The organism is Agrobacterium sp. LR_9 (assembly GCF_041954855.1).
Lineage (GTDB): Bacteria > Pseudomonadota > Alphaproteobacteria > Rhizobiales > Rhizobiaceae > Agrobacterium > Agrobacterium leguminum.
This window is the reverse complement of sequence record NZ_JAVAYA010000010.1, coordinates 51,015-73,083: the sequence shown is the minus strand read 5'-3', so window position 1 is coordinate 73,083 and position 22,069 is coordinate 51,015. Positions and strand designations below refer to the sequence as shown.

At 59.1% G+C, this 22,069-nt stretch carries 22 protein-coding genes; 10 read left to right on the top strand and 12 right to left on the bottom strand.

What is annotated here, in order from left to right; all coding sequences use genetic code 11:
* Window positions 1-9: 9 nt before the first annotated feature.
* From RAC79_RS13585 to RAC79_RS13575, 3 genes are all read right to left on the bottom strand, one after another.
* The gene (locus RAC79_RS13585) at window positions 10-447 is read right to left on the bottom strand and encodes a curlin (RefSeq protein WP_374997132.1); all 438 of its coding nucleotides are present in this window, start codon (window positions 445-447) and stop codon (window positions 10-12) included.
* A 135-nt stretch (window positions 448-582) separates the two neighbouring features.
* Window positions 583-1,392, bottom strand: coding sequence for a cyclase family protein (locus tag RAC79_RS13580; RefSeq protein WP_374997131.1), 810 nt, complete (start codon window positions 1,390-1,392; stop codon window positions 583-585).
* Window positions 1,393-1,564: 172 nt separating this feature from the next.
* Window positions 1,565-2,773 carry an MFS transporter gene (locus RAC79_RS13575; protein WP_104680064.1) on the bottom strand — a complete coding sequence of 403 codons (1,209 nt, stop codon included), beginning with the start codon at window positions 2,771-2,773 and terminating at the stop codon, window positions 1,565-1,567.
* A gap of 222 nt (window positions 2,774-2,995) precedes the next feature.
* On the opposite strand from RAC79_RS13575, the gene RAC79_RS13570 reads away from it, so the two are divergent.
* Together RAC79_RS13570 and RAC79_RS13565 are read left to right on the top strand one after the other, a co-directional pair.
* Window positions 2,996-4,939 carry an ABC transporter ATP-binding protein/permease gene (locus RAC79_RS13570; protein ID WP_374997130.1) on the top strand — a complete coding sequence of 648 codons (1,944 nt, stop codon included), beginning with the start codon at window positions 2,996-2,998 and terminating at the stop codon, window positions 4,937-4,939.
* Between the two features lie 184 nt (window positions 4,940-5,123).
* On the top strand, window positions 5,124-5,939 hold the full coding sequence (locus RAC79_RS13565; protein WP_374997129.1) for a nickel-binding protein: 816 nt from the start codon (window positions 5,124-5,126) through the stop codon (window positions 5,937-5,939).
* Between the two features lie 35 nt (window positions 5,940-5,974).
* Here the strand turns inward: RAC79_RS13565 and RAC79_RS13560 are convergent, their stop codons facing one another.
* The 5 genes from RAC79_RS13560 to RAC79_RS13540 all read right to left on the bottom strand — a co-directional run bounded on the left by RAC79_RS13560 (window position 5,975) and on the right by RAC79_RS13540 (window position 10,586).
* Window positions 5,975-6,463, bottom strand: coding sequence for a cupin (locus tag RAC79_RS13560; protein ID WP_374997128.1), 489 nt, complete (start codon window positions 6,461-6,463; stop codon window positions 5,975-5,977).
* A 139-nt stretch (window positions 6,464-6,602) separates the two neighbouring features.
* Window positions 6,603-8,618, bottom strand: a complete 2,016-nt coding sequence (locus RAC79_RS13555; RefSeq protein WP_374997127.1) for a hypothetical protein — start codon at window positions 8,616-8,618, stop codon at window positions 6,603-6,605.
* A gap of 148 nt (window positions 8,619-8,766) precedes the next feature.
* Complete coding sequence (locus RAC79_RS13550; protein WP_374997126.1) at window positions 8,767-9,660, bottom strand: DMT family transporter; 894 nt, start codon at window positions 9,658-9,660, stop codon at window positions 8,767-8,769.
* 256 nt (window positions 9,661-9,916) lie between these two features.
* The gene (locus RAC79_RS13545; RefSeq protein WP_374997125.1) at window positions 9,917-10,321 is read right to left on the bottom strand and encodes a hypothetical protein; all 405 of its coding nucleotides are present in this window, start codon (window positions 10,319-10,321) and stop codon (window positions 9,917-9,919) included.
* 46 nt (window positions 10,322-10,367) lie between these two features.
* On the bottom strand, window positions 10,368-10,586 hold the full coding sequence (locus RAC79_RS13540) for a hypothetical protein (protein ID WP_137005970.1): 219 nt from the start codon (window positions 10,584-10,586) through the stop codon (window positions 10,368-10,370).
* 286 nt (window positions 10,587-10,872) lie between these two features.
* Between RAC79_RS13540 and RAC79_RS13535 the strand changes: the two genes are divergently transcribed.
* The 3 genes from RAC79_RS13535 (at window position 10,873) to RAC79_RS13525 (ending at window position 13,245) form a co-directional block, all read left to right on the top strand.
* Entirely contained in the window at window positions 10,873-11,214 is a 342-nt protein-coding gene (locus RAC79_RS13535) for an ArsR/SmtB family transcription factor (RefSeq protein ID WP_374997124.1), read from the top strand.
* Window positions 11,211-12,134: an SRPBCC family protein gene (locus RAC79_RS13530; RefSeq protein ID WP_374997123.1), complete on the top strand. Its 924-nt coding sequence runs from the start codon at window positions 11,211-11,213 to the stop codon at window positions 12,132-12,134. The genes RAC79_RS13535 and RAC79_RS13530 overlap by 4 nt, the downstream gene beginning before the upstream one ends.
* Window positions 12,135-12,582: 448 nt before the next feature.
* Window positions 12,583-13,245 carry a hypothetical protein gene (locus RAC79_RS13525; RefSeq protein WP_374997122.1) on the top strand — a complete coding sequence of 221 codons (663 nt, stop codon included), beginning with the start codon at window positions 12,583-12,585 and terminating at the stop codon, window positions 13,243-13,245.
* A gap of 340 nt (window positions 13,246-13,585) precedes the next feature.
* On the opposite strand, the gene RAC79_RS13520 is transcribed toward RAC79_RS13525, so the two are convergent.
* Entirely contained in the window at window positions 13,586-14,407 is an 822-nt protein-coding gene (locus RAC79_RS13520; protein WP_374997121.1) for an LON peptidase substrate-binding domain-containing protein, read from the bottom strand.
* A gap of 330 nt (window positions 14,408-14,737) precedes the next feature.
* Here RAC79_RS13520 and RAC79_RS13515 point away from each other — a divergent pair, with 330 nt between their 5' ends.
* The gene (locus RAC79_RS13515) at window positions 14,738-15,481 is read left to right on the top strand and encodes a hypothetical protein (protein ID WP_374997171.1); all 744 of its coding nucleotides are present in this window, start codon (window positions 14,738-14,740) and stop codon (window positions 15,479-15,481) included.
* A 120-nt stretch (window positions 15,482-15,601) separates the two neighbouring features.
* Here the strand turns inward: RAC79_RS13515 and RAC79_RS13510 are convergent, their stop codons facing one another.
* The 3 genes from RAC79_RS13510 to RAC79_RS13500 form a co-directional block, all read right to left on the bottom strand.
* Window positions 15,602-16,297, bottom strand: a complete 696-nt coding sequence (locus RAC79_RS13510; RefSeq protein ID WP_374997120.1) for an RES family NAD+ phosphorylase — start codon at window positions 16,295-16,297, stop codon at window positions 15,602-15,604.
* Window positions 16,294-16,683 (bottom strand): antitoxin Xre-like helix-turn-helix domain-containing protein, encoded by a 390-nt coding sequence (locus RAC79_RS13505; RefSeq protein WP_111792019.1) that lies wholly within the window; start codon window positions 16,681-16,683, stop codon window positions 16,294-16,296. Before RAC79_RS13505 ends, RAC79_RS13510 begins: the two co-directional genes overlap by 4 nt.
* 637 nt (window positions 16,684-17,320) lie before the next feature.
* Entirely contained in the window at window positions 17,321-18,217 is an 897-nt protein-coding gene (locus RAC79_RS13500) for a LysR family transcriptional regulator (RefSeq protein WP_374997119.1), read from the bottom strand.
* A gap of 123 nt (window positions 18,218-18,340) precedes the next feature.
* Here RAC79_RS13500 and RAC79_RS13495 point away from each other — a divergent pair, with 123 nt between their 5' ends.
* From RAC79_RS13495 to RAC79_RS13480, 4 genes are all read left to right on the top strand, one after another.
* On the top strand, window positions 18,341-19,237 hold the full coding sequence (locus RAC79_RS13495) for an arginase family protein (RefSeq protein ID WP_374997118.1): 897 nt from the start codon (window positions 18,341-18,343) through the stop codon (window positions 19,235-19,237).
* A 240-nt stretch (window positions 19,238-19,477) separates the two neighbouring features.
* The gene (locus tag RAC79_RS13490) at window positions 19,478-19,762 is read left to right on the top strand and encodes a YMGG-like glycine zipper-containing protein (RefSeq protein ID WP_374997117.1); all 285 of its coding nucleotides are present in this window, start codon (window positions 19,478-19,480) and stop codon (window positions 19,760-19,762) included.
* A 201-nt stretch (window positions 19,763-19,963) separates the two neighbouring features.
* Window positions 19,964-20,638, top strand: coding sequence for a response regulator transcription factor (locus RAC79_RS13485; protein ID WP_137005972.1), 675 nt, complete (start codon window positions 19,964-19,966; stop codon window positions 20,636-20,638).
* Window position 20,639: 1 nt separating this feature from the next.
* Window positions 20,640-21,989, top strand: a complete 1,350-nt coding sequence (locus tag RAC79_RS13480) for a sensor histidine kinase (RefSeq protein WP_374997116.1) — start codon at window positions 20,640-20,642, stop codon at window positions 21,987-21,989.
* The last annotated feature ends 80 nt before the right edge of the window (window positions 21,990-22,069 follow it).

Below are 22,069 nucleotides of genomic sequence, written 5' to 3'. Positions count from 1 at the left end.
GCGGGCTGCTTAAGGGCAGGCCTGCACGAAGGCCGCGACATTGTCGTTGCCGCCCTGGCTCACATTGGCGCTGCAGCCACGGCCCACCTGAACACCGGCCGCGATGTTGCCGTTGCCATCCTGGGTGAGGATGGTGGTGTGGTTGGAGCCGAATTGCCCGATACCGGCCACGTTGCGGCTGCCGTTCTGATAGGTGGAGCCGTAATTGTCATGTCCCTCCTGACCGACGGCCGAAAGGTTTTGGCGACCATACTGATGGCCGACAATCCGGTTGTAACCGCCGTTCTGGTAGGTGCGAATCCGGTTGCCATAACCTTCCTGCGCGCCACCGACAGAGTTGGACCAGCCATATTGTTCGATGCGCACATCATTGGCCATGGCGGGTGCCGTGGCGGCGATGCCAACGAGAGCAACGAGTGCACTAGCAATAAAAGACTTCCGGATCATGACTGTGTCTCCTCAGGCGGATAGGACCGCGGTTGAACGTCTTTGTTTTAGACGGTCCCGTTGGAACGGAAGCTGAAGAGATTATTCAGTCGTAGTTCATTCGGCGCCTTGTCGTTCCGGCGCCGTGCGCCGGTATCAGACCAGGGCCAGAATACGGGCTGGGCCGCCCGTTCCGCCGCGGTGTGCCGGCGCGCCGACGATTATGGTCGCTCCCTTCACCGGCAGAGCCTCAAGGTTGTTCAGCCCTTCGATGCCGTAGCGCCCCGCCGGCAGCCAGGAATTGTGAACCGCGAAATCTGCGGAGTTGCCGGGATCCAGCGAAAGCGTGTCGACGCCAATGGCGACGGTTTCGAGCTTGAGCAGAAGGTCGGTCGCCGATTTGCCGAAACCGGGGAAGGCGAATTTTCCGGCGTCGTCATTGCGGAATGAGGGGCTCTTCACTTTAGTAGCCCAGCCGGAGCGCAGGGCCACGATTGCACCTGCCGGGATGTCGCCATTCGCAGATATCCAGCGCTCGATGTCTTCGGCTTCAATGGTGGAATTGGCATCGTCTTTGGCGCGGTCGGTGATATCGACGATGACAAGCGGCGCCACAAGTTTCTGCGGCTCCAGCTGGTCGACGCTCGCGCCATCCGCGCTGAAGTGGAAAGGCGCATCGATATGGGTGCCGGTATGTTCGTAGATGGTGAGTTTGTGGAGCTGATAGCCGTCCTTGGCGATCTCCGCTGCCCACTCGTATTCTATGCCCGGTTTGCCATCGAATGTAGGAAATGTGGAATCATAGGTATGGGTGAGATCAACGACCTGCCGGGCCGATTGCGCCAGCACCGGCGCCGCCAGGCTGCCCGCCGTCATGGCCGTTAAACCGGCCGCGGCGCCCTTGAACAGCAGGCGTCGTGACAGCATGTTCCGTTTTACGTTCTCGATCACGCAATTGTTGCACATGCCTCAGTCCCTCCATTGAGAAATCCCTGTTCTCAAGCGTAGCGCAAAGGTGGAGTGACGCAAGGCAGGACCTGCCCCAATTTTTAACCTGTTGCAGGTGGCGACTCCGGAAAGTCGCCGCTCTTCTGGTTGCCGCGGGCGTCATGTCGCCCGCGGCCAGGAATGGCAGGGATCAGTCGCGACGCTGCACGACGGCGAGTGCGACCGTCAATGCGGCAAGGACGGCAGTGAGAGCGAGCGGCGCGGTCGCACCATAGGAGTCAACGATATAACCGCCGAGCACCGCGCCAATGCTGATCGCCACCTGGAAAGATACCACCATCAGGCTGCCGGCTGCCTCCAGAGCATCGGGTGCACCACGGGAGAGGTTTGTCGGCAGCACGACCGGCCCCATGCCGAATGCAAGGCCCCAAAGTGCGACGAGAGCAAAAGCCGCACTCGTATGAGCGCCCCAGATAACGAGGGCGATCGTCGCAAATGCCATCACCGCGGCAGTGACGATGAGAGCAACGCGGATACTGGCGTCAGCCATCCGGCCCCCGACGACATTGCCTATCACGGAGGCAACGCCAAAGCCGAGCAGGGCGAGCGCAATCGGCGTGGTGTCAAGAAGCGTGACCTTTTCGAGGAAGGGACGCACATAGACCGAGCCTGCAAAATGCCCCGTCATCAGCAACAGGATGGCAAGCATACCGAGCTGAACGCTGCGGCGCCGCGTCAATCCAAGGACATCGGAAAGACTGTTGCTTGTACTTGCCGGCAGAGAGGGCAGGCTGAGTATCTGTAACAGCATGGCAACGATGGCAAGTCCCGCCGTCATCGACATGGCGATGCGCCATCCCAGCCAGTCGCTGATCAGGGCGCCCATCGAAGGAGCTGCAATGGTGGCAAGCGAAACGCCGAGGGTAACGATAGCCATGCCGCGCCCGGTTGAATTTGCGCCGACAAGCCGCGCCACAACGGCAACCGACAGCGCCCAGAAACCGCTGAGTGCAATACCCAGTCCGGCCCGGCCCAACAGCAATAGCCAGAAATCGGCGGCAACCGATGCCAGAATGTTGGAGGCGATCGCCAGCGCGCTAAGACCGACAAGCACTGTCTTGCGGTTCAGCTTGCCGATCAGAACATTGCTCAACAGCGCCGTCACCGCGCCTACGGAGGCGGTGGCGGTGACGACCTGCCCGGCCGTGCCTTCTGTGATGCCAAGATCGCGCGCCATGGGCGTCAACAGGCCCGCCGGCAGGAACTCGGCCGATACCAGCGCAAAGCTGGTGGCCGCCATGGAAAGAACGGCGAACCAGGTCGCAGCCGTCCACGCGGGTTCTTCTGTGGTTTCCAGGGGGATAGCTACCCCATCAAACTGCGATGTTGTGTCCGTCATGACGTCTCTCCTTGAGTTGAGAGAGTTTTAGACGGTTTTTCCCGGATGATATGTATCTAAAAATCCGAATTTCATGCCTGTTCCTCCGAAATTTGTGCATCGCACAACATTCGCAGCGCCATTTGCGTGACGAGGATGCCTTTGCAGTGACCGGTCCGGTTCCGCCAACCGGAAACTGTTTCGGGCCGGCAACTTTTCAAACCGTTATCCGTTTATGCATCCATGACCGATGCTGACGCAAAGCCGAACCCGATCGATGGCACCGGCCAAAAGGGTGCAGAGAATGTTCATGCCAACGACGCACCCGATGATCCCCTTCCGCCGGAGGAATTGGAGCCCGCTTCGGGTTTGACGCCGCAGCAGGCCGAAGAGGCGCGCAAGCGATATCTTCTGAAGCGCTTTCTGATCAGCGCGCGGGGTTTCTGGAGCCGCCGTGGGGACGGGCTTGCCTGGCCGTTCTCCATCGGGCTTCTCGCTATGATCGGCGTCAATGTCGGTTTTCAGTATGGCATCAACGTCTGGAATCGCGGGATTTTCGATGCGATTGAAAAACGGGATGCGTCGACGGTCTACTTTCTCGCTTCCATATTCCCGCCGCTGGTTCTCGGAAGCGTTTTCATTGTGACCTCGCAGGTTTACGTCAGAATGCGCATCCAGCGACGCTGGCGGTCGTGGCTGACCAAGGTGCTGGTCTCCCGATGGATCGCAAATGGCCGCTATTACCAGCTCAACCTGATCGATGGCGACCATCAAAATCCGGAGGCGAGGCTGTCGGAAGATATGCGGATCGCCACCGAAGCACCCGTGGATTTCGTGGCGGGCGTCATTGCCGCCTTCGTATCGGCGTCCACCTTTATCATCGTCCTGTGGACGATTGGCGGCGCGCTGACGCTGCCGATCGGTGGGTTATCGGTCACGATACCCGGCTTTCTCGTGATTGCGGCGGTGATCTATGCGCTCATCACATCGAGTTCCATCGCGTTGATCGGCCGGAACTTCGTCAGGGTCTCCGAGGTCAAGAACCAGCTGGAGGCGGAATTCCGTTACACGCTCACCCGTGTCCGGGAAAACGGGGAGAGTATCGCCCTGCTTGGCGGCGAAGAGGAAGAGCGAAGCGACCTCGACAGGAGGTTCCGCAATGTCCGGCACCAGTGGAAGCAGATGGCGCAGCAATATATGCGCACCACGGTCGTGTCGCATGGATCGATGTTGATCGCGCCCGTTGTTCCGCTTCTTCTCTGCGCGCCCAAATTTCTCGATGGAAGCATGTCTCTCGGTCAGGTCATGCAGGCGGCATCCGCTTTCACCATCGTTCAATCCGCCTTCGGCTGGCTGGTCGACAACTATCCCCGGCTGGCGGACTGGAATGCCTGCGCACGCCGCGTTGCCTCCCTGATGATGTCGCTTGACGGGCTGGAGCGGGCCGAACAGAGCGATAAGCTCGGCCGGATCGTGCGCGGTGAAACGGAAGGCGAAACGATGCTCAGCCTCAAGGATGTTTCGGTGTCGCTCGGTGACGGCACGGCCGTCGTCAAGGAGACCGATGTGGAGATCGGGCGGGGAGAAAGAGTGCTGGTCGCAGGCGAATCCGGATCCGGCAAAAGCACGCTCGTTCGGGCAATCGCGGGCCTGTGGCCATGGGGCGGGGGCAGCGTCAGTTTTCGGGCCGGCAGCCGGCTTTTCATGTTGCCGCAGCGGCCATATGTTCCCTCCGGCACCCTTCGCCGGGCGGTCTGCTATCCGCAGGCGGCCGAGAGCTGGACTTTCGAAGAGATAGGAGAAGCTCTCGACAAGGTTGGTCTCGGCCATCTCAAAGACAAGGTGGAGGAGGAGGCGCCGTGGGACCAGACGCTGTCGGGCGGTGAAAAACAGCGGCTGACTTTTGCCCGCCTGCTGCTGAACGACCCGGATATCATCGTCATGGACGAGGCGACTGCGGCTCTCGATGAAAAAACCCAGGACAGGATGATGCTGACGGTGATCGATGAATTGCCTGACGCCACCATCATCAGCGTGGCGCATCGTGCCGAGCTGGAGGCCTTCCATAGCCGGAAGATAACCTTGGAGCGACGGGAGGGCGGCGCAAAGCTGGTCAGCGATATCCACCTCATTCCCCGCAAGGCCCGCTCCCGCTCGCTTCTTCGGCGCATGGTCAAACGCAGGTAAGTCGCGGCGACTGTCGGGAGTGCTTGCAGGCATGTCGCCTGCGAAATTCTAACGCGAACGAATATCGCCCTTTCCGGTGTTCCCGCCTTGTGCGGCGTCACCCGTAAGAACGATAGACGGCAATTCGGCGAAGTCATAAAATGGCTGGCAGAGGAGGCAACGATATACTCTTGGGAGGAAACCAATGCCTATCTTCATGGACCGGCACGAGCTTGCCGGCGTCTCCGCTGCGGATATCGCCGCAGCACATCTTAAAGATCTCAACATCCAGGATCGGTACGGCGTCAGGTTTTTGACCTACTGGTTCGATGAAAGGCGCGGTACGGCCTTTTGCCTTATGGACGCTCCGGACGCTGAAACAGCGCAGTGCGTGCATCGGGAAGCGCACGGGTTCGTCGCCAGCGAGGTGGTGGAAGTCGCGCTGTCGGCCGTGGAAGCGTTTCTCGGGCGAATACAGGATCCGGTGGCGCCTGGGGCCGCCTCGAAAAATATGGACCCCGGTCACCGCGCGATCCTTTTCACGGACATCGTCGGTTCAACCGAAATGACGGCCCGCCTTGGGGATCGCATGGCGGCGGAACTCATCCGGGCACACGATGCGCTCGTGCGCGGTTGTCTGGGGCGGCGCTCGGGGCGGGAGGTCAAGCACACCGGCGATGGCATAATGGCCGTGTTCTCCTCCACGCCATTTGCGGTGGATTGCGCCATCGATATCCAGCGCGAGTTCCATCGTTACAACAGCGACAGGGGCGAGCCCATCCACATCCGTATCGGTCTGGATTGCGGGGAGCCTATCGAGGACAGCAATGATTTCTTCGGGACTACCGTGCAATTGGCGGCAAGGCTTTGCGCCGCAGCCGAGAGCGACCAGATCCTGATATCGGATAAGACTTTTCAGGAATATGGCGGCGCCGATGTCCTCGTGCATGGCGATCGTTACAGGCTGAAGGGCTTTGCCGAGCCGGTGCTGGCCTATAGTTGCGAGTGGCTGCAGCACTAGCTACGGCCTTGTGTCGCGACCGAATGGATCGCCCCTTAGCGCCATATCTCGGTCAGGCCGCCGGAGGCTCCGTGCACAGGGTCTGTCGCAGGCTTTGGCAGGGATCTAATCCGCTCGAGCATTTCATCGCTGGGCGCAGAAGTCTGAATATCGGCCTTTTGCCCCGGCGGATAAGCACCCACCACTTGAAAATCCGCAGAAGCACTCAGCTTCATATGGCCGGTTCCGGCGGGCAGGATCAGGCAATCGCCCTGTGTGACCTCCAGAATTTGCCCCTCGGGCCCGCCGATCTGCAACGTCGCCTCGCCACGCCCCACGCCCAGAACCTCATGCGCGCCGCTGTGGTAATGATGGTAGTCGAACACGCCATTGCGCCAGATGCCGCTCCATTTGTTGCGGGAAAACATAGCCTCGAAATCCGGGGAGTCCGAGTCCGGGCCAACGTTTCGATAAATAATGACGGCAAAGGTCTGATTGTTGGGAACCTGCCCGCCGGGGCCGAAAGTGAGTTGCTCGGTTTTCATGTTGATGCTCCTCATGTTCTGCCCGCAGGAGAGACGGACTTCTCGGACATTCAGGTCATAATCTCATGAGAATACCAGTTCCGGCGGTCTCAAGCTCGAAAAACCGGGCTTGAAACCTCTGCCGGAGGAGTGGCCGGATTTATTCGGCCGTCGCCTGAATATCGACCTTGTCGAGAAGCCCCATCGGATTGTCGGAGGCGGCAACCAGATCGAAAATGCCGAGGCCGTTTGCGCCGGTGGATTTGACCGTTACCGTCAGGGTACCGGGTTTGCTGATGAACTGGACGAGCGCTTGCACGGCGTTTTGCAGCTTGGGCTGTTCAGCTGCCACCTGCGGCAGCATCATGCTCGCCACCAGTGTGAGGGTGGCGCGTACCTGATCTTCCGTCATGTCGTTCTGCAGGGCATAAAGCTTGATCGCCTTGGCCATCAAACCTTCGTCCTTGATCGTGAGCTTCACTTCGCGGCCGGCAAGCCCGAAGAGCGCCGCCTGCGCGCGATTGACGTCGAAGGAGAAGAACTCTTCCGTAAAGCCGCTTACCAGACCGGCGAAATTGACGCTGCCGAAATCCTTGCTGCTGAGCGAGATATCGCGGATCACCAGATTGCTGTTCGGTTCGTCCCAGCCGGCGGCGAGACCATAAGAGAAGGCCAGTGTTTCGAGACCCAGTTTGCGGGCTTCGACGAAAACTTCCTCCGTCGAATCAGCCGGGATCGGAAGCGTGAGCTCGTCCTGCCTGATCTCGATATCGGTCGGAATGCCGTTGAAGGGCTTGGTCAACCCCATCTCGAAATTCTTGAGCGAGAATTTGATGCGTTCCGGCGTTCCGGCCGTTTCTTCCTCCGTCTCCTCCTCCGGCTTTTCCGGCGCGGCGATATCGACGTTGATGCCGCCGACGCGCACCCTGCCGAGCTCCGGTATCAGGCGATTGAACTGGAAGGTCTCCATCTGCGTCTCGTCGAGCGCGATGATCTCGGAAATTCCCTTGATCGTCGAACTCCAGTCGAAGCCCTTGAGGCTCGCTTCCGCGACTTCAATCTTGCCGTCGCCATCTCCGATCGACATGCCATTCAAGCCAAAGTTGAGCTTGCGGCTGTCCATCTGCATGTCGATGCGGTCGATGGTGGCCTTGACCCTTTTGCCGGCCGCGCCTTCCTTTTCATCCGGCGCATCGACCTTGAAGCCGATGAACTGCATGTTGCTCTTGCCGACCATGTCGAGAATGGAGACGGCCTTTGCGAAAAGCGCCTGGCGCGCCTCCGGTGAAAGCTCGTCAGGATCTTGGGTGGTCGTCAGCGTTTTGAGGGTATCCAGCAGCGGTTCGGACGGCATGCGGGCGGTAAAGCCATCGCTGCGGATTTCATCGTAGCTGAAATGACCGTCTCCTTCAGAGAAGGAAACTGCCTTGATGGAGAGCGGCCCGTAGAGCGGCTTCGCTTCCTTGTCTTCCGGGCCCGCCTTTTCCGTATAGAGCCGGGCGAGATAAGCGACGTCGATGTCCTGGCCGGCGATCGCGCCGGTCGACACGACCATATGCTTGTCCTTCATCGCACCTTCGCTGTCGGGAAGCTGCATCTTGATGTCGTAGCTGCCATTGTCGATAGAGTATCGGGCAATGCGGCCGCCCGCGATCTCGGAGAGAGCGAGGTTCTTGTAAACGGTCTTCTGCTCGGTGGTCGCGACGGACTGGGTAAACGTCACCTCCGGCGTGGAGATGCTTGTCGCCGCGAAGCGCTCGATGCGGCGGGCGAGGGAGCCGCCGTTTCCTTCCGCCTGTCCCGGTTTTTCGAAGGCGGCGTTCTCGATGCGCGCCTGTACCATCGAAATCTTTCCGGTGGGCACATCGATGTCGATGGTGTTCATGTCAATCGCGCCGTCCAGAAACGGAAGTTTCGGACGTCCGTCGATAGCCGCGATCTTGATATTCCTGCCGTCTTCAAGCGCCAGCGTCAGATCGCGAACATGAATTTTCCCGAGAAAATCGACCTCGATGGACGTGGCGGTCGCACCGCTGCGGGCAACCAGCTCCTTCACCTTCGCTTCGTAGAAGGTCTTGCCGCCGATGACGCCCGCAGCGGCGACGGCAATAATCGCAACCGCCGCCCAAAGCGCCCTGCGCCGACCCTTGCCGGTCTGGATGTTTTCCTGTTCCACGAAGTTGATCCTCTTTAACGAACTGATATTGACCGCCTTTTAAGCACGCAAAAGTTGCTTAGCAAGTGGTCGTTACCGGCTTAATCGAGGCGTGAAAAAACGCGAGGCGGAGGCGGTGTTGCCGCGGCCCTTCGCCTTCCGGCTGAAGCTACCGCCAGAACATCAGCGCCATGCCGGCCACGACAAGTGCAGCGCCGGCCCATGCGCCGGGCGCCGGCAGCTCCCGTGTCTTCAGCCACAGCAGCGGCAGGATGATGACAGGCGTCGTTGCCGAGAGTGTCGAGACAATGCCGACCTTGCCGCCGGAAAGGGCAAAGAGAAGCAGCGTCATGCCGAAAGCCAGGGCGACGATGCCCGTGAGCGCCGTCTGCAGGAACAGGCTTCCGGTCAGCCTGCCTCTCGGCTTGACAGCCTCGATGGGCAGCATCGTCAGCGCCGTCAGACAAAGAGCGGCCACTCCGACGCGCAGCATGGAGGCGGCAAGAGGATCGACCCCGGTCGCCATCACGGGCCTTGCAATCAGCGAGCCGACCGCCTGGCTGAGCGCGGCAAGAAGGCCGAAAAGCACGCCGAGCCAAAGCGGCCCCTTCACGCTTTCCCATTCGTGCAGCTGCGCCTTGCGCTTGCCGAAGAGGATTGCCAGCAGCACTCCGCTCAGCGTGAGGCCTATGCCGGCCATGGCGCTGGCGGGAAGCTGCTCGCCAAGCACCGCCCATCCCAGCAGCGCGGCGATCGGGGCATTCAGCGCAAAGAGGATTCCAGAGCGACGCGGCCCCAGCCGGTTGAGGCAGGTGAAGAGAAGCGTGTCGCCAACGAAAATACCGATGAAGCCGGAAAGGAGAAGCGAAGACAGCGCCTCCGGCTGAAGCTCCCGCCAGCTGCCCGAGGCGAACACATAGACCCCCAGCAGAGCGGCGACAAAAAGCTGCCGCGTCCTGTTGAAGGCCAGCGCTCCAAGCCGCCCCGCCGGGCCGGACGAAAGAAGCCCGGTCATCGCCCAGCAGGTCGCGGCACCCACGGCAGCCAGTTCATAGATCGGCATGTTTTCCCCGTCGATTGGCCGCCTGCTTCCGGCCGCGGACACTATCCCTGGCTGCACACATCGCAGATTCCGGGTTTGCCCGCCATACCATAAGCATCACCATCAACGGCATGAACCGGCATATGGCCCACCGCCCCTGCCGGGCAAGCCGTCGCATCCGCTGGCAACAAATGCGCCGCACCCGTTCAGCCGCCCACCCCCGATGTCAGCTTACACCGGCATCAAGTCTGCGAACGGGCAGTCCATTCACCGCGCGTCACGCGCCATTGATGATATTGCAGATGCCCGCGCGGATGACGTTCTTGTCCGCGATCTGTCCTGCCTGAATGTTGAAGACAGCATCGATCCGCACAGCGGCGCCTTTCTGCCGGGCCACGACCCGCAGCGTCTGAATTCTGCCGCTGCCGCTGGTCTCCTGGTGCGCATCGATGGAAGACAGCGCCTTGTTGATCTGGATGCCGGAAAAACCCTCCGCCGCCACGGCCTGAGCCAGCTTTTGAAGTACGGCAGGCGCTTTCGCCTTCGGCAGTTCCTGCCAGGACTTGTAAGAGACGGCCGTCACCATCGGTACGCCTGAGACCGTGAAATTCTTTTCGCAGGATGCGGCGAGGACGGGGCTTGAAAAGGCGATCATGCCAAGAGCTGCTATGACATATTTCATTTCGAATAATCCAATCGTTGGTGAAGGCTGAAAGCTGCCGGTCGCATCAGAATGTCGACCGTTTTCCTCTGTAGGTGGCTGGAGGCGGAAGCGCTTCATGGGCTTGCGCCAGCGTCTCAAGCCATGTCGCCAGGCCAGCGGGAACCTCCTCGTTGCCCGCTTCCAGCGCCTCAATCCATGAAAGTTCGCATTGCAGGGCGGACGCAATATTGATCGGCGTCCAGCGGATCACCCGCAGGCATTGATTAAAGCGTTCTGGTGACATGATGATTTGATGTTTTCCCCGTCATTTTCTTGGCGAAGCTCACTCAGGTGACTGCGAGAGTCAATCTTTTTCTGCAACTTTGGATGGCTTGTTTCTGGCCCGGCAGTTGCATCTGCCAGCCGTTGCCGAACGCCATCCGCGGGAAGGGGAAAGGCTCGGTTGCCCAAACGAAACGGCTGGTCGATGCATCCGCATTTTATCAAGGGGATCATGCCCGTCGAGAAAACTTAGTCGATCTGCTAAGTTTCTCCTTGCCTCATCGCGATGAAACATGATAGTTAGCAATATGACTAAGCATCATCGGGACCTTTCACTGATCTTCCAGGCTCTGGCTGATCCCACGCGGCGGGCGATTCTGGCGCGCCTCGGCGGCGGGCCGGCGCCGGTCATGGAACTGTCCGCTCCCACGGGGCTGCGTCTGCCCACGGTCATGCGGCATCTTTCCGTGCTGGAAGAGGCGGGGCTGATCGTCACGTCCAAGGATGGGCGGGTGCGCACCTGCGCAATCGTGCCGGAAGCGCTGGAGCCGGTCAGCACATGGCTCGATGAGCAGCGGGCCGTATGGGAGAGCCGGCTTGACCGGCTGGAGGCATTTGCAATGCAGGCCATGAAGGAGGAATCCGAATGACAACGAAACCGGATCAAAAAAGCGCACGCGCTGAACCGCATCAACCGCAAGACTGTTTTGCAACGCTCAGCTTCGAACGGGAAATTGCCGTTCCGCTATCGGCTCTCTGGCAGGTCTGGCTCTCACCCGCCGCCCGGGCGGTGTGGGCCTCTCCCTCGCCCTCGGTCACCGTGGAGTTCCTGGAGGCGGACAGCAGGCTGGGCGGTCGCGAAGTGTCGCTCTGCAAGGTCGCCGGCCAGCCGGATATTCGCTGTGAATGCGGCTGGCTGGAGCTACAGCCAACCCGCCGCAGCGTGAATTACGAGGTGGTCTCATCCGGCGACATAACCCAGTCGGCAGCGCTGGTCACTGCCGATTTTCAGGTCGTGGAAGAGCGTAGCCGCCTGATCGTAACGGTGCAGCTTTCCTCACTGGCCGAGGATATGCGGGATGGCTATCAACAAGGTTTCAGCGCCGGTCTCGACAATCTGGCCAGCGTGGCCGGACGAACCATGGTGCTGGAGCGAACGATAAAGGTGCCGCGAAACATTGTCTGGAAAGCCTGGATGAACGAAAAGACGCTGCCGCAATGGTGGGGCCCTGAAGGCTTTTCCTGCCACACGAAGAGGATTGACCTGCGGACCGGCGGTGAATGGGTCTTTGACATGATCGGCCCTGACGGCACGGTCTTCCCGAACCATCATCGGTACGTTGAGGTCCGGCCCGAAGAGAGGATCGCCTATACGCTGCTGTGGGGCGAAAACGGGCCGAAACATGCCGATGCCTGGGCTTCCTTCGAAGATCAGGATGGCGCGACGAAAGTTGCGCTGGGCATGGTGTTCAGCACGGAAGCCGAGTTCCAGCAAGCGAAGGGTTTCGGCGCCGTGGAGCTCGGTCAGCAAACGCTGGGCAAACTCGAACGCTTCGCCAAGGCGCTATAGATGCGCAGTGCCATCAGCTCCATGTGCAGATGTCTCGGTCTTGGCCTCTTGTTCGTCGCGGCAGCCTGATCGCTCTTGATGTCGAGTGACAGCTTCAGCAGGACCACGGAAAAGTCGTGTGCTGTAGGCCCTCTGTCACGACCACCCGCCACATTTCTAAAGGACGATATGTAGCTTCAGGCTCTTGAAGGTGGTTGTAACTGCGGCCTCCCGGCCTTTATTTATTTTCTGCCTCTGCGAAGCGTGCCTTATCGCTGGGCCCTGGTGCTGTTTGGGAAGCGAACGGGGAGGCGACTCTCCCTCGCGGTCGCGCAGCCATTCCAAATCCTCCGTCCGCGACGTATCATTCCGAGGCGCATTGGGCGTGATGGTTTAGAATCGCAACCGTTCAAGCGGCAACACAGGAGTCGGCCGATGACGAGTATACGACGTTCGCAATATGCCTGACATGGGCAAGACTTCTCGCCCCATGACCACCGGTATGCGGCAATTCCTGGATCTTGAGCAGCAGCGCGATTGGATAGCGGGCAGGATCGACTTGCCGGACGCGAGCGACCGCTCAGAGTCCCTGGAACAGCGTTTCAAATATGTCGCTCGATTTGAGAGGCTACTTAGTCGCCCGCAAGCTGGGGAAGTGCTGGCGATTCTCGGGCTATACGGTCCAAACTGCATTCCCTTGCTGCGCAAGACGGAGCGCTACTACTGGTCGGTTTCCTGTCTGCCGTCGAGTTCGGACAAGCCGCTCGTACGGGTCAATGCGAGCTGGATGGAGCTTTTCACCCTCTATGCTCAAGGCGACGATATCCGCGCCAGATTCATCGTGCATCTTTCGGATTTCACTATAGATCGTTCAGTAACGCCGAGCCGGGTGGATAAATCCTTTCTGGAGCAAAGCGTCGCAATGCCGGAGGATGTTAGTTATTTCTTCCCGCGTGGTGCGGACATTTTCGGCATCAATGTGTGCGGCACTGTCTCGATCCGCAAACTCCTCGAGAGCCGCCGCATGGTACGCGCCATTCGGACGTTCAACCTGACGCACATGAACCGCGGGCGGAACGCCTATCAGGCGAGCCATTGCTACAGCGTGGCCGATTACATGCTGGCAGATTGAGGGCTCCTTAACGCATGTCATCCTGATGAATTCGTCGTCGCCGGTGGCGGCCGCATCTCGCGAGGTCGAAAACTGAGGCGCACTCGCGCTTGCCCAGCTCAGCCGAACGCCAGCGCCGACCTTGGCTGGTGTGCGCCTGCATTGCGGCTGTACAGGCCGTTGTCGCACGCAACTGAATGTAGCCGTCGCGACGTCACGTTTCTTGTGTGCCGATGTCGTTGAAACCTCGCGCGAGCTCCCTAAGTAGTCGGTTTGGTTATCCCGCCCGCAAAGCGCCATACCCAGACAACACGGCTATCGCAGGCCTCCAATATCCTGCGACAGCCGCAAACGTTACATTTTATGGAACAGCATTGGCGCGGCCTGCGCTCATCAAATTGATGAGTCTTTCAAGACGAGCCACAACGTCATGGGTTTCAAGGAGCTGTTGCTTCTCTTCCATACTTGCCGACAGCAGAGGAGCGACTGTGTCGGCTAAAAGGCTTGGATCGCCGATTGAGGGCAGGCTGAAGCGCGCTTTGGATCCCGGGGGAAGCGCGGAAAAATCGACCTCAGCATAAGTCTGGTATGAATCGAGAACCGCACGCGAAAGAGCGCTAGCCTTCTGCGAATGGTTCCCCTGCTCTTTGATGGGCTTGACCTCAGCCGCCAGGAATTCTCCATCCGAAAGGCGGACAATGCCTGTTCGTTGAAGCCCGCAAACGGTGACTTTGAGAGCACCATCAACCTGTGTCTGGCGATCGACCATGCTTGCTATGACGCCCGTCTGATAGATGTCGTCGATGGTGCCGGGCCGATCGTCGGTGCCGCGCCTCTGGGCAACAACGACCACGCGCCGATCGCCTATAATAGCGTGTTCCACCGCTTGCCTCGTTTTGTCACGTGCCACGAAGATCCGCGAGATCATATGCGGAAACAAAACCATGTCCCTCATAGGGACCACGGGAACTCGCTCCCCGAAATTATCAGGCGCGTTAGACTGAATCGACGGCGCCGGAAGTTGGATCGCCTGGATCCTTGCGGCCAACACGTTCCAGTCTCGATAGCCGAGAATTCGAGCGACAAGTTCCTGGCTCTCGCTGTTGGTGAGGCTGAACGACTTGGCATGAAGCGCTTCACGTAGAGTTTTGGCCATTGCTTTGGCATCGCGGAAATCGCGCATAGCATGATCCTTTGCATAAACGAACGGAGAGCGTCAGGGGCTTGCGTTGCTGACCCGTTCGTCCGGGCAAAGAGAGCCATGAGTGGCTCGATACATTCACCATACCCCCTAAGGGCGCAAGCAGCAGGCTGTATCTACCGAGTATTAATTGTGCACATAAGGTCTGTTGCCTGTCAATGCTGGGCTGAAATCCACTCAGGGCCGAAGGTGGAAATCGTCGCGCCTTTTTGGCCCTTGAAGCGGCCATTGCAATGATCTTGGTGCTGCCTGTCTGTGATATTAATTCGAGCCACTTCATTTGCCGAAGCCAATAGACGAGTAGCCGTGACGATGCCGGATCGCCGCTACATCCGAGAGATCTCCGCCTTGCAAAGACGACTGATATCCCGCAGCCTTTCATCATCGGTGCTTGTGCACGCTCGAAAAACCGGAGAAAATATGGGACATTTTAGAATTGTTTATCAGGGTTTTTCGCTTGATCTGCCAATAGCGGAAGAAGGTATCGTGCTCAGGGCGGTATCCGGTTCCTTCCCCGGCCAGACTCTCGGCGATTCCATTGGTCTGAATCTAAATCTGACTTCCCCGAAGTTTTTCTTCGATCCTCATAGTGACCCGGAGGATGATTTCGCCCAGTGGTTGACCCCCTTCCTCGACACACAGTGGCTCTCTATCCCGCTGAAGCGCTTTCAGAACCGCGACTACCGTTCTCTCGACGGGCTCCACGTCGAATTCAGGGGCGAGGGAACACGCAACGCCCTGACCAACGAGGACTGGTGGGAAGCTCCCGGACTTGTCGCGACATACAGCGACGAATTCTTCAAACGCGCTGACATAACCACGCACCATGTCGGGGGCGGGAAATTCAAAGTGGATGTTTCGGGCGAAACGCAGTTCGGTACGAGTTTTGACATCTTGTTCGATGCGCCACTGGCCGTTCAGCTGAATGCCTATCGCAATTCGGCAACTGCGGATGAACTGTTGCAATGGTTCGATAGGTTCTTGCGGAAAGATGATTTCGTTTTCTCGCAAGAAAAACGCGGTGAGGATCTCTATCTCCGGGGAGCCGTCAGATAGCCACTGCTTCGGTTGCAAAGACTGTCCCCGTCAAAAGCAGGGAATAAGCGTGTACGGATACAGGGCCCCCCAAAGATCGCCCGCAATCAGCTTTGAAACCTTTGCTGTGCTTCGTCGCTGCTACGAGATGGCGACGATCGAATAGTCCGGTGTGCCTTGCCAGATCAGATCCCAGGACGCGCCGGGCCGGACGTTCTGGACAGCCCCCGGATCGAAACAAACCAGGCAGTTTCCGGCGGGCGCACGGACGGAGGGATAGATGAGGCCGCGGCTTCCATCTCTTCGCAACCGGGCGGCCAGTTCCTGTCCCTCGAGATAGCCAACCTCCGGGTCCGGGTTGAGCGCGGCGTGTTCGGGTTCATCGGTCAGGTCGTCGAATTCTCCGATGAAGTCGGAGATCAGTTCGACATAACGGGCGCTGTCATGGAACGAGCCGGTGAAACGAAGCTCGCGGGTTCTGTGCCATGCGACCTCCGCGACCGATACCATTACGTCCCAGGCGCAATACCAGGCGCCGCGATCTTCGGAGTTGAAGCGGTTGCCGCCTGTCCGTGTATAAGTGAAGGCCGCATTGACGTGCGTGTCGCCGTAGATTCTGAGATCACGGTTGCGCCGCCGCCAGGCAAGCTCTCGCGGATCGAGATGCGGATTGCGGCCGCGCTCGGCGAGCAACCGGGCGCTGGTCAACCCTTCGATCTCGGCCAGAACCTCCAGTTCCTCATCGTTGTCGACCAGACCGCGAAGCGCCGGCGGCTTGTGGTAGGTTGCGGGCAGCAGGCGGACCAGTCCTCGAACCGACAGTTCGGTTTTCCTCATGCGCCGCCCCGCAGCGCGTCGAGATAGGTTCGGATCGCCAGAATTTGCGGGAGGCCGCCGTCGATGGCGGTATCGACCGGCCGCGCGCCGCTGAAGAGAGGGCCCGTGTTCGGGCGTGTGAACCAGCTTCTGGAGAGTTGCTCAGAGAAGTAGAGTTCGAGCGACTTGTAGATCCCGATCACGGCACTGAGGCGCAGCAACTGGTCCTTCGTTAATTCGCCGGTAAACCCCGGTTTGCGCGCGCGCTTCCATGTGCTCTCCGACATGTCGGCGAGGCCGGCTGCTTCCCTGAGGCTCAGCGACCATGCATCGGCGACCTTGGCATAGGCCTTGAGTGCGACGGCATTGAGTTCCGAGGGTTTGTGGGGCTTGACGGCGATTTGCATAGCGGCCTCCTGATATTCGTAATGTAGGCCATATGATCGTAAAGTAAAGATCATATGGCCTGATATTTGATCGGAAGTCGGTGGGTTCCGCTTTATTGAGTTCTTCTCGGGCGCTGGTGGTTTCAAGGTCCGGGAACATTGGCGGCAAATGTGTTTTCACCAGCAAGTGGGACTGTCTATTACGATCCGGTCATCAAGCTGGAGACCGATGTCGCGGGAAACTCCCGGATCAAGCGACGCAGCCAGTTTCGTATCCGGCACGATCGGCTCGGGCGAATATATCACACGACTGAGGAGGTTCAGCTTTCGGTCTGAAGTCTGGCTTTGTAACCGAGCGTTACCGTAGTCGTTAAGAGTCAAAGCTCGGCGACGTCAGATTGATGTCCTTGGGATCAAAACTCTTTTGGTGGGCTCTTGTAGGTCAAATCCTCATGCCGCGGGTTCAAATCCTGCCCCCGATCTGAGGGCCAAGTTTTCTGCGGCAGCCGAAGCGTATTTGACGGAGTTGGCTCCGGAGTCGACGATGGAAAAACACTTTGCAGAGCTGACGCAGGGCTCGGTATCGACGTTGACCGCGATACCGGCGGGGCGGGAAAACCGATAGCGTCAGTCGGCAACGTGCATCATATACCAATCATCAAAGCCGTAGGCCGGTTGCGAGAAGGTCGATGAACTGTCGAACCCTTGCGTCGAGGAGCCGGCGGTCCGGGTAGATGACACTGATCTCAACCGTCTCGCTCGGTATTTCCGGCAGGATGTGAACGAAACGGCCTGACTGAATATCTTCGCCAACCAGGAAGTTCGGCATCAGGGCGATGCCGAGGTCACGAGCTATCGCGCTGTGCAGGGCCTCGCCGCTATCCAACCGCAGTCGGCTTCTGATCTGTGCAGAAACCCAGTGTCCTTCAGCATTTTTGAAACGCCATTGTTGCCTGCTTCCTCGACTGCTGAAGGCGAGACACGGATGGTCCGCCAATTCATCGAGGCTGTCCGGCTTCCCGTGCTGGTCGACATAAGCTGCCGACGCGACGATCAGATATCGGTCGCGGGCAACGACCCGCGACACCAAGCGGCTATCGACCGTGGTGCCGCCGAAGCGGATTACGAGATCGAAACCCTCCTCGACGATATCGACCAGCCTGTCGGTGAAACTTGCCTCGATTTGCGTCTCAGGCCATCGGGCAAGGAATTGCTCGATGAAAGGCATTATAACACGCTGACCGAAACCGTGAGGCGCTGACAGGCGAAGCACACCGCGCGGCACGCCGGTCGGGCTGGCGACGCTCGCCTCCGCCTGATCCACCGCGGCGATGATGTGCATCCCGTGCGCATGAAACGAGCGCCCTTCATCGGTAAGGCTCAGCGCTCTGGTCGTCCTGTTCAACAGGCGTACCCCGAGCCTCTCTTCCAGACGCGCCACAGCCTTGCCGGCTGCGGACCGGGTAAGGCCGGAGACCCTTGCGCCGGCGGCAAAACTCCCGGTATCGGCCACGGCCATAAACACAGCGATATCGTTGAGGTTTGCGCCTGCCATCGGATCCGTCGCTGCGAAAATTCGTGGCCTCTATGTATCCTATAATTCCCCAATAGCCCATAGCTCGGGAGTAATACGATCGCTACATATTCGCAATCAGCAATTGGCAAGGAGTGACATTCCATGGATAACGGCAACAAAACGCTGCGGCTGCTCTTTCCGCAATGGCAGGGCGGCGGCGACCCGTCTTACATGTTTGGTGCAAGGCTTTTGGCATGGCTTGCGCCTCATACGGACGGGCCTGTCGAAGAGGTCTCGGTAGCGGAACCGGACGGCACGCCCATGAAAGTCGTTGACGGAATATTGGCGCGCGACGTGGTGCTGCGCCAGGTCAAGGATGCCCGCAGACGTATCGACCGTCATCAGCCGGACCGAATTGTCGTGCTCGGTGGCGATTGTGGAGTTGACCTGGTGCCATTCGCTTATCTAAATGAGCGATATGGCGGAGACGTTGCGGTCCTCTGGATCGATGCACATAGCGACCTGTTTTCGGACAAGGTTTTCCCCAATTCCCACGCACATGTGCTTGGAAGCTTGCTCGGTCAAGGCGATCCGGAATTTCTGTCTGAGGTAAGGACACCGATCAAGCCCGGAAATGCACTGATTGCGGGTTGGCGAAGGCTTCCGGATAAATTTGCCGAACTGCAGACGTTCGAGGATGAGCTTGCCGGGCGCATGCAAGTTCAGCGGGTAGGGCCCGAGGAGTTGGCTGGCGATAGTGAGCCGGTCCTGCAATGGCTGCGCGCAACAGGCGCCAAGCAGGTGGCGGTCCATTTCGACCTCGACGTTCTCGACGCTGACCTCTTTCGTTCATTGACCTTTTCGAAGCCCGGCGCGTCGGCTCCGACGGAGGACGATATCCAAGCAGGGCGCATGACGCTGCAGCAGGTGGTGCGACTGCTGGGTGACGTCGCGAAAGAGGTCGACGTAGTGGGTCTCGGTATTACGGAGCACATGCCTTGGGATGCGATGGCGCTTAGAGACGCACTTGCCGAACTGCCTCTTATCGGCCGCGCCTAGCAACAGGCCTGATCCGGCGTCTGGCGCTCACCATAACCAACAGTTCGGGTTGAACCCGCGCGAATCCGCCCCATACTCCGCAGGCAGCTGCTGAATATGAGCGCTGCGCGCGATCGACCGATGTGGATGCCGATGGTTCCGCGTAACTTCCACGTAATTTTCGGTGGCCATACGTCCCCCCCTTGGGGCGCCTCAACGGTTGGCAGGCGACCGTAGCGGCGATGGATCGAAAGGACAGACATGAAAAAGATCATTTCAGGCATATTCGTTTGCTTGACGCTGACAGCGTGCAGCAAAACGGAAAAGGGCGCCGGCATTGGTGCGGCAAGCGGCGCTATCATCGGTGGGTTGGCAAGCGGCACTTGGGAAGGCGCTGCAGTGGGAGCCGCCGCAGGAGGGGCGGGAGGCGCGGTCATTGGGAACATCAGCGAACGAAACGACAGGAACCGCCGCGATCGCTGGGAACATCGCGACCGGCGCAATTACGATTGCAGATATCGGGATAACTACGGCCGCTGCCAATAAAGAGCTGGGCTTGGGGGACGGGGGGGCTAAGACCAGCTGGATATCGGGCAGGTTTCGCTTCCCGGTGCCGAACATCTGGACCGCTGATTGACTTGGCGGCCAGACGGTCACGACAGTCGAGTTTATGAAACACACATATATATAAATTTGCTGTTAGAATTCTTGAGAACCGCTGTCCGGGACTTGCACGATCAGGCCACTATGAAACTTCTACTTATCGAAGACGATCCGGAAATGACGGATGCTTTGAGGACGGCCCTCTCGCAGCATGGCATCGTGCTGGACGCTGTTGGAGATCTGGCGATGGCGCGGGAAGCAATCGCTATGGCGGACTACGATATTGTCCTTATCGACCGGCAACTGCCGGATGGTGATGGCAGTACCTTTCTCGCCGATTTGCGTCGCAGAGGTTCAAATACGCGATCGATCATCATCTCCGCTCTGAGATCGACCGACGAGCGAATTTCCGGCCTCAATGACGGCGCCGATGACTATTTGCCGAAGCCGTTCGAAATTCCCGAGCTGATTGCCAGAATGAGCGCTGTACTGAGGCGGGCTCCGACAACGGGATCGTCCGTCCTGGCTGCCGGAAATGTTACCTATGATCGTGTTTCATGCGATGTGCATGTCAACGGCGTCCGGCTTGCGCTTACCCGCAGGGAACTGCTCATCATCGAAACGCTTCTGAGAAACCGTGGTCGTACCGTTTTGCGCTCGTCCCTTGAGGGTCAGGTCTATTCCTTTGACGACGAAATCCAGTCGAACTCACTGGAGTCCAATATGTCTCGCCTGCGCCGAAAGCTTGGCGAAGCGGAGGCCGACATTGTTATCAAGAACATTCGTGGCATAGGCTACTACCTTCATGAGCAGAAATAGGATGACCAGCACATCCCTTCGCTGGCGATTCACTTTTGGTTTTATTGTCCTGCAGCTCTGCGCGGTCATCGCCTCGCTCGGCCTGGTTGTCTATCTCCTTTCTGGCCTCAAGCCCGATGTGGCGATCACGTCCATATGGCTGTCTCAGGAAATCGCAGACTCGGTTCGTCTCGAGCCGAATGGCCGACCCCATCTGGTTCCGACGGTCGAGCTTAAAGAGATTATTGAGGAAGCGCCTGACCTGTGGTTCGTGGCAGACCTGGGCAAAGATATTGTCCTTGCACACGGTGCACCTCCCGGGAAAATTGCCGACAACATGCCATTCCTGCGGACGTTCAGAAGTGTCGAGCTCCATGGTGACCTGAACGATCCGCTGAGTGTCGCCCGCATGGAGCGTTTTGACACAGAGGCCGGTGAGGCAACGATTTTTGCTGGCGGTGTTTCGATGTCCCAATATGGTGTGACCGTGCTGTTGGGGAACCTTGCCATCGGCGTGCCGGCGCTGATCCTTGTCGCCATTTCCCTGATTGGCGTCCCGTTTGTCACACGCTGGGCTTTGCGGTCCTTCAGCGATCTGACCAGGCGTCTCGACAGGATCGATCTCGACACACGTGGCGCCCTGGTGGAGGAGCGGGGCTTGCCCACTGAGGTACTTCGTCTGGTGCGCGACATCAACAGGGCGCTGCGCCGTCTCGACAGCGGCTTCGAGGCGACGGAGCGCTTCTTCGTCAACGCGGCCCATGAACTTCGAACGCCGATTGCTGTCCTGCAGGTGAGAATCGATACGCTTTCACCAGGTGCGGACAAGACACACCTGCAGACGGCCATCAAGCGACTTACAGCAATCGCGAACCAGCTTCTCGACACCGAGAAGTACCGGCAGAAGCCTCAGCAGAATGCACCTGTCGATCTCAACAGCGTTGTGTCCAAGGTGGTCGCCGACCTTGCTCCCCTGGCGATCGCCGAAGGTTACGAGATTTCGTTCGATAGCGATGCGGAAAACCTGTTCGTTCCCGGCGATGCCGAAGCTCTTGAGCGTGCATTTGTCAATCTGGTTCGTAATGCAGTCCAGTACGGAGGCGGACAAGGACAGATATCGGTCAGTATTGAAGCTGACGGCAGCGTGACTGTCGCCGATCAGGGCTGCGGAATTGCCGGCGACAAGCAGTCGCGCATATTCGAGCCGTTCTACCGGGTCAGCCCTCACGGCTCAGGTGCGGGTCTGGGGCTCAGCATGGTCAACGAGATCGTCACCCGTCACGGCGGTTACGTTGAGCTTTCGTCCGCTCCAGGCAAGGGCAGCGCATTTGCCGTACGCTGGCGCGAGAAGCGTGTTTTCCAGCAGCGGTAGGTCCGTCGCCTGCGCCAACAGGTCAAGGCGTTTTCATCCGTCGATGTTGGCTGAGCACGGCCGCGATCGCTTGATGTCTG